Here is a 12,337-nt window from a genome sequence, read left to right as displayed (position 1 = left end):
CTGACGGGTCGGGGAACGGCGGAGCCGCCGCCGCCCGGTGGGCGACGGCGGCTCCGGGGTGGGTCAGGCCTTGCGCAGCTGGAAGGCGAGGCCGAGGGACTCGTCGGCGAAGGTGTCGGACTCCCAGTCGGCGGCGCCGGCGGCGAAGTCGGTGGCGAGCACCTCCTCGGCGACCAGCGCACCGTGCTCGGCGATGGCCTCGGCGGTCTCGTCGTTGCTCGCCCGCCAGCGCAGCACGATCCGGTCGGCGACGTCCAGGCCGGAGTTCTTGCGGGCCTCCTGGATCTGGCGGATCGCGTCCCGGGCGACGCCGAGGCGCTTGAGCTCGGGGGTGATCGCGAGGTCCAGGGCGACGGTGGCACCGGACTCGTTGGCGACGGCCCAGCCCTCGCGCGGGGTCTCGGTGATGATCACCTCGTCCGGGGACAGGGCCACCGTCTCGCCGTTCAGCTCGACCGAGGTGGTGCCCCCGGCCCGCAGCTCGGCGGCGAGCCGGGCGGCGTCCGCGGCGGCGACCGCCTTGGCGACATCCTGCACGCCCTTGCCGAAACGCTTGCCCAGTGCGCGGAAGTTGGCCTTGGCGGTGGTGTCGACCAGCGAGCCGCCGACGTTCGCGAGCGACTCCAGGGCGGAGACGTTGAGCTCCTCGGCGATCTGCGCGCGCAGGTCCTCGGGCAGCTCGTCCCAGCCCTGGGCGGCGACCAGCGCGCGGGACAGCGGCTGGCGGGTCTTCACACCCGACTCGGCGCGGGTGGCCCGGCCCAGCTCGACCAGCCGGCGGACCAGCGCCATGTGGCGGGAGAGGTCGGTGTCGATCAGCGACTCGTCCGCCTGCGGCCAGGAGGCCAGGTGGACCGAGGCGGGGGCGTCGGGGACGACCGGGACGACCAGGTCCTGCCAGACCTGCTCGGTGATGAACGGGGTGAGCGGGGCCATCAGCCGGGTGACGGTCTCCAGCGCCTCGTGCAGGGTGGCGAGCGCGGCGGCGTCGCCCTGCCAGAAGCGGCGGCGGCCGCGGCGGACGTACCAGTTGGAGAGGTCGTCGACGAAGGCGGAGAGCAGCTTGCCGGCGCGCTGGGTGTCGTAGGCCTCGAAGGCCGCGTCGACCTCGCGGACCAGGGTGTTCAGCTCGGAGAGCACCCAGCGGTCCAGCTGCGGGCGGTCGGCCGGGGCCGGGTCGGCCGCGGACGGCGCCCAGCCGGAGGTGCGGGCGTACAGGGCCTGGAAGGCGACGGTGTTCCAGAAGGTGAGGAGGGTCTTGCGCACCACCTCCTGGATCGTGCCGTGGCCGACCCGGCGGGCCGACCAGGGCGAGCCGCCGGCGGCCATGAACCAGCGGACGGCGTCGGCGCCGTGCTGGTCCATGAGCGGGATCGGCTGCAGGATGTTGCCCAGGTGCTTGGACATCTTGCGGCCGTCCTCGGCCAGGATGTGGCCCAGGCAGACGACGTTCTCGTACGAGCTCTTGTCGAAGACCAGGGTGCCGACGGCCATCAGGGTGTAGAACCAGCCGCGGGTCTGGTCGATCGCCTCGGAGATGAACTGCGCCGGGTAGCGCTTCTCGAACAGCTCCTTGTTCTGGTACGGGTAGCCGTACTGGGCGAAGGGCATCGAGCCCGAGTCGTACCAGGCGTCGATGACCTCGGGCACCCGGGTCGAGGTGCCGCCGCACTCGCGGCAGTCGAAGGTCACCTCGTCGATGAACGGGCGGTGCGGGTCGAGGCCGGACTGGTCGGTGCCGGTGAGCTCGGACAGCTCGGCCAGCGAGCCGACGCAGGTGAGGTGGTTCTCCTCGCAGCGCCAGATCGGCAGCGGGGTGCCCCAGTAGCGGTTGCGGCTGAGCGCCCAGTCGATGTTGTTGTTCAGCCAGTCGCCGAAGCGCCCGTGCTTGACGTTGTCCGGGAACCAGTTGGTGGCCTCGTTCTCCCGGATCATCGCGTCCTTGACCGCGGTGGTGCGGATGTACCAGGACGGCTGCGCGTAGTACAGCAGCGCGGTGTGGCAGCGCCAGCAGTGCGGGTAGCTGTGCTCGTACGGGAGGTGGCGGAAGAGCAGGCCGCGCTCCTTGAGGTCCGCGACCAGGGCCTCGTCGGCCTTCTTGAAGAACTGGCCGCCGACCAGCGGGACCTCGGGGGCGAAGGTGCCGTCGGTGAGGACCGGGTTGACCACCGGCAGGCCGTACTTGCGGCAGGTCGCGAGGTCGTCGGCGCCGAAGGCGGGCGACTGGTGGACGATGCCGGTGCCGTCCTCGGTGGTGACGTAGTCGGCGTTGAGGACGTAGTGCGCGTTCTCGATCTCGACCAGGTCGAACGGGCGGCGGTAGGCCCAGCGCTCCATCTCGGCGCCGGTGAAGGACTCGCCGGTGGCCTCCCAGCCCTCGCCGAGGGCCTTGGCCAGCAGCGGCTCGGCGACCACCAGCTGCTCGGTGCCGTCGGTGGCCACCACGTAGGTGACCTCCGGGTGGACGGCGGCGGCGGTGTTGGACACCAGGGTCCACGGGGTGGTGGTCCAGACCAGCAGCGCGGCCCGGTCGGCCAGCGGGCCGCTGGTCAGCGGGAAGCGGACGAAGACCGAGGGGTCGACGACGGTCTCGTAGCCCTGGGCCAGCTCGTGGTCGGAGAGGCCGGTGCCGCAGCGCGGGCACCAGGGGGCGACCCGGTGGTCCTGGACCAGCAGGCCCTTGTCGAAGATCTGCTTGAGCGACCACCAGACGGACTGCACGTAGGACGGGTCCATGGTGCGGTAGGCCTGGTCGAGGTCGACCCAGTACCCCATCCGGTTGGTGAGCTCGACGAAGGCGTCGGTGTGGCGGGTCACCGACTCGCGGCACTTGGCGTTGAACTCGGCGATGCCGTACGCCTCGATGTCCTGCTTGCCGGAGAAGCCGAGCTCCTTCTCGACGGCGAGCTCGACCGGGAGGCCGTGACAGTCCCAGCCGGCCTTGCGGGCGACGTGGTAGCCCTTCATCGTCCGGTACCGGGGGAAGACGTCCTTGAAGACCCGGGCCTCGATGTGGTGGGCGCCGGGCATGCCGTTGGCGGTCGGCGGGCCCTCGTAGAAGACCCACTCGGGACGGCCCTCGGACTGCTCCAGGCTGCGCTGGAAGACCTTGTTGTCCTGCCAGAACGACAGGATCCGGTGTTCGAGGGCGGGCAGGTCGACCTGCGCGGGGACGGGGTTGTAGGAGCTGGCCATAACGGGCGTCTACCTCCGGCGGATGCATGGACGGGATCCGACGGAGGGACGAGACGGCATGCCGCCCCGCGGTACCACCCTCCTTGGCCGCGATGGTGTCCGCGGCCCTCTTGTTTGGGCTTGCTGCCGGGTCTAGCGGGCCGACGAAGGGGATCGCGGACCGTTCTTCCGGCGGCTCCGGGGTGATCTTCGCGCGGTGCACACCCCCGGGCTCGCACCGTCCCCGGGTCGCTGGTGGCTGCGTACTGCGGTACTCGTCCCCATCTGCGCCTTGCAGGCCCAGTGTATCGGCCGTCGCAAGTCGGTTTCGGCGCGCCGGGGCGGGGGGCACAACTCTGTTCGGCGCGATGGGCGTGTCGCGTGTGGCGGCTGGCTGGGTGGGATCATGGTGAGGCGTCGGTATGTCATGTTGTGACCATTTTTGATCGGGATTATCGTTCCGGCACTGGAGGCCGCCGGGAACCGGCGGCTCGATTCGTTCGTAGATGGGGTCGAAGCCATGGCTGAGAAGACAACCGTCGCGGGTACCGCCACCAAGCGGGCACGCAAGGCCGTGGCAGGCGATCCAGGGGAGGGGACCGTGACCACTACCGCACGGCGCAAGAACACCACCGACACCACTCTCGTGGCCCCCGGCCGCACCCGTACCCCGGCCGGGGCCGGGGCCACCGCCCGTACCGGCGGTGCCGAGTCGGTCGACCCGGCCGAGCTGCCGGTCCGTCCCGGCGAGGACCCGTGGACCTCCGAGGAGGTGCGAGACCTGCATGCCGAGCTGATCAACGACCTGGAGCGGCTCCAGCAGGAGATCGACGCGGCCGAGGCGGCCATCACCGGCCTGATGCGGGACTCCAACGACGGGGCCGGCGACGACCAGGTGGACGCCGGTACGAAGAACATCTCGCGCGAGAGCGAGGTGGCGCTGGCCAACAACGCCCGCGACAGCCTCGCCCAGACCGAGCACGCGCTGGCCCGGCTGGAGGGCGTCGGATTCGGCACCTGCGAGTCCTGCGGCCAGGCCATCGGCAAGGCACGGATGCAGGCCTTCCCGCGGGCGACGCTCTGCGTCCAGTGCAAGGCCAAGCAGGAACGCCGCTGACCGCTCCGGGCGGCCGACCGGGACGACGGGAGGGGTCGGGCTTGCCGTAGGCTCGACCCCGTAACGTCGCCCGATCCGTCGGATGATCCCTCGGAGATCGGGTTTCCCACCGGCCCATCGGCCCCCCACGTCACGGCAGCGGAGCGGATCATCAGTACGCAAGGTTCCCCCCAGACGCGGGACGACTCAGTCCCCACGCCCGCCGACGTCGTGGCCCCGGCCGGGGACGTGGCCGGGCCCGGTGACGGGGCCCCGGCCCGGCCGGAGGCCCCCGAGGCGGCCGCGGCCCCCGCGTCCGCTCCGGTCTCTTCCCCGGTCTCCTCTCCGGCGCCGGTCCCGGTGTCGGCCCCGGCGTCGCTGCCGGTCGAGCCGGCCGCGGCGGAGGAGCCGAAGGGGCGCAGGCGGATCGGCGTGCTCCTGGTCGTCGCACTGCTCGCCTTCCTGGTCGACTTCGGCAGCAAGCTGCTGGTCGTGGCCAGGCTGGAGAACCACTCGGCGATCAAGGTGATCGGCGATGTGGTGACCTTCCAGGTGATCCGCAACTCCGGCGCCGCCTTCGGCATGGGGCAGGCGCTGACCGTCGTCTTCACGATGATCGCCTCGGCGGTCATCGTGGTGATCTGGCGGATCGCCCGGCGGCTGTACAGCCTCCCCTGGGCGATCGCGCTCGGCCTGCTGCTGGGCGGCGCGCTCGGCAACCTGACCGACCGGCTGTTCCGCTCGCCCGGCGTCTTCCGCGGGCACGTGGTCGACTTCATCTCCGTCCAGCACTTCGCGGTCTTCAACCTCGCCGACTCGGCGATCGTCTGCGGCGGCATCCTGGTCGTCCTGCTCTCCTTCCGGGGCAGCAACCCGGACGGCACCGTGCACCAGCAGGCGGACAAGGGCGAGCAGGCGGACAAGGACCAGTAGGCGGACGAGGGCCAGCAGGGCGCGGCGGCCTCCGCTCCCCGCCGGGCATGGCGCGGGCGGGGGCCCGCGCGTCCGGCATACTCGTACGGGTGAGTACCGCAGCGCAGACCCGAAGCCTCCCCGTTCCCGACGGCCTGGAGGGCGAACGCCTCGACGCCGCCCTCGCCCGGATGTTCGGCTTCTCCCGGACCAAGGCCGCCGAGCTGGCCGCCGAGGGCAAGGTGACGCTCGACGGGGCCGTCGCCGGCAAGTCGGACCGGGTCACCGCCGGCTCCTGGCTGGAGGTCGAGATCCCGGCCCCCGCCGCGCCGGTGCAGATCGTCGCCGAACCGGTCGACGGCATGCGCATCGTCCACGACGACGACGACATCGTGCTCGTCGACAAGCCGGTCGGCGTCGCCGCGCACCCGAGCCCGGGCTGGACCGGCCCCACCGTGATCGGCGGGCTGGCCGCGGCCGGCTACCGGATCTCGACCTCCGGCGCCGCCGAGCGCCAGGGCGTCGTGCACCGGCTCGACGTCGGCACCTCCGGGCTGATGGTGGTCGCCAAGTCCGAGCGCGCCTACACCGACCTCAAGCGGCAGTTCCACGACCGGGTGACCGAGAAGAAGTACCACACGCTCGTCCAGGGCCACCCGGACCCGCTCAGCGGCACCGTGGACGCGCCGATCGGTCGCCACCCCAGCGCGGACTGGAAGTGGGCGGTCACCCGCGAGGGCAAGCCGTCCGTCACCCACTACGACCTGATCGAGGCCTACCGGGCCGCCTCGCTGATGGACATCAAGCTGGAGACCGGCCGCACCCACCAGATCCGGGTGCACATGTCCGCGCTGCGCCACCCCTGCGTCGGCGACATCACCTACGGGGCCGACCCGACCCTGGCCAAGCGGCTCGGGCTGACCCGGCAGTGGCTGCACGCCGTCTCGCTCGGCTTCGAGCACCCGTCGGACGGCGAGTGGGTGCAGTTCTCCAGCGAGTACCCCGCGGACCTGCGGAAGGCGCTGGACATCATCGCGTCGGAGAGCTGAGTCGCGGGGTCGGGTCGCAGGGCCCGGTCGCAGGGTCGGGTCGGAGAGCTGAGGAGTACGCGGGATGACGGTGACGATCAGGGTCGCGCAGGGAGAGGCCGACCTCGCGCTGGTGCACGAGGTCCGGCGGGAGGTCTTCATCGTCGAGCAGGGGATCGCCGAGGAGCTGGAGTGGGACGACCTCGACCCCACCTCGGAGCACCTGTTGGCGGTCGGGCCGGAGGGTGAGCCCGTCGGCACGGCGCGGCTGATCTTCGGGGAGCAGGCGCTCGGGATCACCGGCGGGGTCGCCGGACGGGTGCTGCTCGGTCGGCTCGCCGTGCTGAAGACCGCCCGGGGGACCGGGCTCGGCGCCGAGCTGGTGCGGGCCGTCGAGGCCGCCGGGCGGGAGCGCGGGGCGCGCGAGCTGGAGCTGCACGCCCAGGTGCAGGCGCTCGGGTTCTACGAGCGCCTCGGGTACGCGGCGGAGGGACCGGTGTACGACGACGCCGGGATTCCGCACCGGACGATGACCCGGGTGCTGTAGCGCCCGCGGACGACAGGCAGGGCGCGGCCCCCGGGAGAGCTCCCGGGGGTTCGCGCGTTCCCGGGTGCCGTGCGGCCGCTGTTCTTATCGGACGCCTACTCCGGGGGCGACTACGATCACGCCCATGGAGCTCGGTGGGGCGTGGCGCCGGTGGCGAGGCCGTGGGACGGTCGCCGGACGGAGACTGGTGGCCGGGGCGGTGGCCCTGACGGCCGTCGTCGGGGTCGGAGCGGCCGCGGCCGTAGCCGCCGGGGGCGAACAGCCCGTCCGCCAGGAGGACCGCTTCCTCGCGATGGCCGAGACCCCCGGCAGCTCGCAGATCGTCCAGCTCGACACCTCCTTCTTCACCACCGGCAGCAGCCCGCGCCCCGCCGTCCTGCTCGGGCACGGCTTCGGCGGCTCCAAGGAGGGCGAGCGGGAGCGCGCCCAGAAGCTCGCCCGGCAGGGGTACGCGGTGCTGACCTGGTCGGCGCGCGGCTTCGGCCGCTCCGGCGGGAAGATCGGGCTGAACGCGCCGGACCGCGAGGTCGAGGACGTCAAGCACCTGGTCGACTGGCTGGCGCAGCGCCCCGAGGTCCAGCTGGACGGGCCCGGCGACCCCCGGGTGGGCATCACCGGCGCCTCCTACGGCGGCGCGGTGGCGCTGCTCGGCTCCGCGTACGACGGGCGGATCGACGCCGTGGCCAGTGCGATCACCTGGTGGAACCTGGCCGACGCGCTGTTCCCGCAGGGGGTGCGCGGCTCGGGCGCGGTCGACGGCGTGTTCAAGAAGCTGTGGTCCGGGATCTTCTTCACCACCGGTTCGGTGGGCGAGCTCGGCCCGTCCGGCGGCGCGGCGCGTCCGGCCCTCGCCCCCGAGCAGGGCGACGGGCAGGTCGGCTGCGGGCGGTTCCTGGACGAGCTGTGCCGGATGTACGACCGGGTGGCGACCGCCGGGCACGCCGATCCGGAGGCCGTGGCCCTGCTCGACCGGTCCAGCCCCTCCTCGGTCGCGGACCGGCTCAAGGTGCCCACGCTGGTGGTCCAGGGCCAGCAGGACTCGCTGTTCCCGCTCGACCAGGGTGACGCGATCGCCAAGGCGGTGGCCGCCAACGGCGCCCCGGTGGCGGTGGACTGGTTCGCGGGCGGGCACGACGGCGCGACCGACACCAGCGACCGGGTGGACGACCGGGTCACGGCCTGGTTCGACCGCTATCTGAAGGGTGCCGGGGGCGCGGGCGACGGCGCGGCCGGTACCGGCGCGGCGTTCCGGGTGACCCGGACCGGCGGGGTCGACTCGACCGGCTTCCAGGCGGTGCTGCGCGGCGCCACCGCCGACAGCTACCCCGGCCTCGGCGGCACCGGCTCGCGGCAGTTCGAGCTGAAGGCCCCGGACGGCGCTCCCGAGCAGGCCTTCGCCAACCCGCCGGGCGGCGCGCCGTCCAACATCTCCGCCGTGCCCGGCCTCGGCGGCCTGCTCGGCCAGGCGTCCGCGCTGGGCGCGGGTCTCGCGCTGGACTTCCCCGGCCAGTTCGCCACCTTCGAGTCGGCGCCGCTGGACTCCTCGGTCCACCTGACCGGGCAGCCGACGGTGCCGGTCAAGGTCCGGGCCGACCGGCCGGACGCGGTGCTCTTCGCCAAGCTGTACGACGTCGCCCCCGACGGCAAGCAGAGCCTGCCGCAGCAGCTGTCCGCCCCGCTGCGGGTGACCGGGGCGGACGCCCCCGACGGCCGGAGCGTCACCGTGGCGCTGCCCACCGTCGACCACACCTTCGACGCCGGGCACCGGCTGCGGCTGGTGCTCGCCTCCACCGACCTCGCCTACGCCTCGCCGGTCGAGCCGGCCACCTACCGGGCGGCCGTCACCGGGCCGGTCGTCCTGCCCACCGTCGACGGGCTGGTCACCGAGGCCGCGCCGCTGCCGAACCGGACCTGGTTGCTGCCGCTGGTCGCGCTCGCGCTGGCCGCCGGGCTGGTGCTGGTGCCGCGGCTGCGGGCGGCCAGGGCCGGGCGGCGCGCGCACGGACCCGCGTACGACCCGGAGCTCGCCGGGGTGCCGCTGGTGATCACCGGTCTGAGCAAGCGCTACAAGGGCGCCGCCGACCGGTACGCCGTCCGCGAGCTGGGCTTCCGGGTGGAACGGGGCCAGGTGCTCGGCCTGCTCGGCCCGAACGGCGCCGGGAAGACCACCACGCTGCGGATGCTGATGGGGCTGATCCGGCCTGACGCCGGCGAGATCAGGATCTTCGGCCATCTGATCCGGCCCGGGGCACCCGTGCTCTCCCGGGTCGGCGCCTTCGTCGAGGGTGCCGGCTTCCTGCCGCACCTCACCGGGCGGGCCAACCTGCGGCTCTACTGGCAGGCCACCGGCCGTCCGGAGGCCGACGCCCACCTGGACGAGGCGCTGGCCATCGCCGGGCTCGGCGAGGCGCTGGACCGGGCGGTGCGCACCTACTCGCAGGGCATGCGGCAGCGGCTGGCGATCGCCCAGGCCATGCTGGGGCTGCCGGACCTGTTGATCCTCGACGAGCCGACCAACGGGCTCGACCCGCCGCAGATCCGCGAGATGCGCGAGGTGATGATCCGGTACGCGGCGGCCGGGCGGACCGTCATCGTCTCCAGCCACCTGCTGGCCGAGGTCGAGCAGAGCTGCACCGACCTGGTGGTGATGGACCGGGGCCGGCTGGTCACCACGGGCGCGGTCGCGGAGATCGTCGGCGCGGGCACGCAGCTGCTGATCGGCACCGGGGCGTCGTACGACGCGGTGGAGCTGGCGGCGGCGGCCGACAAGGTCGCCGCGCTGGACGGGGTCGGCACGGCGGAGGCCGTGGAGGGCGGGCTGCTGGTCGGGCTGGACGGCATGGCGGCGAGCAGGCTGCTGGCCGAGCTGGTGCGGCTCGGGGTGCCGGTGGAGTCGGCCGGGCCGCAGCGCCGGCTGGAGGACGCGTTCCTGTCGCTGATCGGAGGTACGGCGTGAGTGCCGCGGTTGCTGAGGTGTCGGCCGATCACGCGGCCGGCTACCGGCCCGGACGGACCCTGCCGTTCCGGGTCGAGGTGGTCCGCCAGCTGCGGCGGCGCCGCACGATGGTGATCGGCGGGGTGCTGGCCGCGATGCCGCTGGTGGTGCTGGCGGCGTTCGCGGTGGCCGGGACGCCCGGGCGGGCCGACCGGACCACGTTCATCGAGCTCGCGACCTCGTCCGGGCCGAACTTCGCGACCACCATGCTTTTCATGGGCACCGGCTTCATGCTGGTGATCCCGGTCGCGCTGTTCTGCGGCGACACGGTGGCCTCGGAGGCCAGCTGGTCCTCGCTGCGGTACCTGCTGGCCGCGCCGGTGCCGCGGGCGCGGCTGCTGATGCGCAAGTTCCTGGTCGGGCTGCTGTTCTCGGCGGCGGCGGTGGTGCTGCTGCCGCTGGTCGGGCTGGCGGTCGGCACGGCGGCGTACGGCTGGGGCGACCTGCGGCTGCCGGCCGGGGCGAGTCTGACCGCAGGCGAGGCGCTGCCCCGGCTGGCGGTCGCGGTGGCGTTCGTGTTCCTGAGCGAGGTGGTGATCGCGGCGCTGGCGTTCTGGCTCTCGACCGCCACGGACGCGCCGCTGGGGGCGGTCGGCGGGGCGGTGTTCGCCTCGATCGTCGCCGGGGTGCTGGACGCCATCACCGCGCTGGGCGACCTGCGGGCCTGGCTGCCGGCGCACTGGCAGTGGGCGTGGGCGGACGCGCTGCAGCCGCGGATGGAGTGGGGCGGGATGCTGCAGGGGGTCTCGCTGTCGCTGTCCTACGCGGTGGTGCTGCTGGCGCTCGCGTTCCGGGGCTTCGCGCGCAAGGACGTGGTGTCGTAGCGCGGTTCGGTAGCGCGGTTCGGGAGGCGTGGGAGAGGCGGACCCCGCCCGCCGGGGGACGGCGGGCGGGGTCCGTCGTTCGCGGGACCGCTCCGGGGCTACTTGACGGGGGAGTAGACCCGCTCGACCTGCTGGGTGCCGGACCTGGTGCGGTAGGAGCGCGACCACTTGGTGGTGGCGTCCTTGCGGGTCCGGTCGGAGAGGACGTAGTAGTCCATCTGGGTCTGGGCCGGGGTGACCTCGAGGACGCCGTAGCCGTGGGAGTCGAGGTCGACCCACTGGACGTGGCGGTTGGCGCCCTTGATCGCGGCGGCGGCGACCAGCGAGAGGGTCTGCGGCGCGACCTTGAGGAAGTCGTCGACGTTGTCCGAGGTGACCGAGGTGACCACGAACTCGGTGGCGACGCTGCCCGACAGCGGGTAGGTGGCGGCCTCCTCGGGGACGTCCGAGGCCCAGGCGGAGTGGATGTCGCCGGTGAGGAAGACGGTGTTGGTGATGCCGTTCGACTTCAGGTGGCCGAGCAGCTCGCGGCGGTCGTGGGTGTAGCCGTCCCACTGGTCGGTGTTGACGGCCAGGCCCTCGCCGGGCAGGCCGAGCAGCTTGGCCAGCGGGCGCAGCAGGTAGTCCGGCAGCGAGAAGAGGGCGACCGGGGAGATCATCACCTCGTTGCCGATCAGGCGCCAGGCGGTGTCGGAGGCGGCGAGGCCGGACTTCAGCCAGTCCATCTGGGCGCGGCCGGTGAGGGTGCGGTCGGCCGAGTCGACGTCGCCGTTGCCGACCTTGACCTGCTGGGAGCGGAACGAGCGCTGGTCCATCAGGTGCAGGTCGGCGAGCTTGCCGTAGCGCAGCCGGCGGTAGGTGGTGCCGGCGATGGACGGGCGGACCGGCATCCACTCGAAGTAGGCCTGCTTGGCGGCGGCCATCCGGGCCGTCCAGTCGCCCTCGGTGCCCGGGGTGTGGTTCTCGGCGCCGCCGGACCAGGCGTCGTTGGCGAACTCGTGGTCGTCCCAGATCGCGATGGTCGGGATCTGCGCGTGCAGCGCCTGGAGGTCCTCGTCCGTCTTGTAGCGGCCGTGCCGGGTGCGGTAGTCGGCGAGGCTGAGGATCTCGTGGGCGGGGGCGTGCGGGCGGACCACGGAGCCGCGGGCGCAGAACTCGCCGCTCTTGTACTCGTAGATGTAGTCGCCGAGGAAGAGGAAGGCGTCGAGGTCGCCGCGGGCCGCCAGGTGGCGGTACGCGGAGAAGTAGCCGGCCTCCCAGTTGGCGCAGGAGGCGACGCCGAAGCGGAGCCGGTCGAGGGCGGCGTCGGCGGTCGGGGTGGTGTGGGTGCGGCCGACGGGGGAGACGGTCGCGCCGGCGGTGAAGCGGTACCAGTAGGCGCTGTCCGGGGTGAGGCCGCGGACGTCGACCTTGACGGTGTGGTCGGTGGCGGCGTCGCTGGTCACGGTGCCGCTCGCGGCGATCCGGGTGAAGCCCTTGTCGGCGGCTATCTCCCAGCGGACCTCGGTGCCGGCGCCGAGGCCGGAGCCGGGCACCGCCTCGGGGGCCGGGGTGACCCGGGTCCAGAGCAGGATGCCGTCGGGCAGCGGGTCGCCCGAGGCGACGCCGTGGAGGAACTGCGGGGCGGTGGCGGCCTGGGCGGAGGCGCCGAGGGCGAGCGGCAGGGCGGCGGCGCCCGCGACGACGGCGGTGGCCTTGAGCACCTGGCGTCGGTGGGGGCGGGCGGCGGTCATGTCATTGACAAGGTCAGTCACGGCGGAC

The 12,337-nt window shown here is 73.2% G+C and carries 8 protein-coding genes; 6 read left to right on the top strand and 2 right to left on the bottom strand.

Going from position 1 to position 12,337, the window contains the following annotated elements; all coding sequences use genetic code 11:
* Positions 1–63: 63 nt before the first annotated feature.
* Positions 64–3,195 (bottom strand): isoleucine--tRNA ligase, encoded by a 3,132-nt coding sequence (gene ileS / locus BI06_RS28060; RefSeq protein ID WP_043472374.1) that lies wholly within the window; start codon positions 3,193–3,195, stop codon positions 64–66.
* Positions 3,196–3,775: 580 nt separating this feature from the next.
* Between ileS and BI06_RS28055 the strand changes: the two genes are divergently transcribed.
* The 6 genes from BI06_RS28055 to BI06_RS28030 all read left to right on the top strand — a co-directional run bounded on the left by BI06_RS28055 (position 3,776) and on the right by BI06_RS28030 (position 10,576).
* Positions 3,776–4,291, top strand: coding sequence for a TraR/DksA family transcriptional regulator (locus BI06_RS28055; protein WP_233290308.1), 516 nt, complete (start codon positions 3,776–3,778; stop codon positions 4,289–4,291).
* 96 nt (positions 4,292–4,387) lie between these two features.
* Positions 4,388–5,203: a signal peptidase II gene (lspA, locus tag BI06_RS28050; protein WP_030391439.1), complete on the top strand. Its 816-nt coding sequence runs from the start codon at positions 4,388–4,390 to the stop codon at positions 5,201–5,203.
* Positions 5,204–5,292: 89 nt separating this feature from the next.
* On the top strand, positions 5,293–6,231 hold the full coding sequence (locus BI06_RS28045; protein ID WP_030391438.1) for an RluA family pseudouridine synthase: 939 nt from the start codon (positions 5,293–5,295) through the stop codon (positions 6,229–6,231).
* A 64-nt stretch (positions 6,232–6,295) separates the two neighbouring features.
* Entirely contained in the window at positions 6,296–6,757 is a 462-nt protein-coding gene (locus BI06_RS28040; protein WP_043472373.1) for a GNAT family N-acetyltransferase, read from the top strand.
* Between the two features lie 124 nt (positions 6,758–6,881).
* A complete protein-coding gene (locus tag BI06_RS28035; RefSeq protein ID WP_043472371.1) occupies positions 6,882–9,713 on the top strand; it encodes an alpha/beta fold hydrolase in 2,832 nt (943 codons plus the stop codon).
* Positions 9,710–10,576, top strand: a complete 867-nt coding sequence (locus BI06_RS28030) for an ABC transporter permease (RefSeq protein WP_051741992.1) — start codon at positions 9,710–9,712, stop codon at positions 10,574–10,576. The genes BI06_RS28035 and BI06_RS28030 overlap by 4 nt, the downstream gene beginning before the upstream one ends.
* Positions 10,577–10,674: 98 nt before the next feature.
* Here the strand turns inward: BI06_RS28030 and BI06_RS28025 are convergent, their stop codons facing one another.
* Positions 10,675–12,309, bottom strand: a complete 1,635-nt coding sequence (locus BI06_RS28025) for an alkaline phosphatase (protein ID WP_043472369.1) — start codon at positions 12,307–12,309, stop codon at positions 10,675–10,677.
* Between the last annotated feature and the right edge of the window lie 28 nt (positions 12,310–12,337).

This window comes from Kitasatospora sp. MBT66, assembly GCF_000710405.2.
Taxonomy (GTDB): domain Bacteria; phylum Actinomycetota; class Actinomycetes; order Streptomycetales; family Streptomycetaceae; genus Kitasatospora; species Kitasatospora purpeofusca.
Note: the sequence above shows the minus strand (reverse complement) of the source record. Positions and strands in the feature narration are given on the sequence as shown.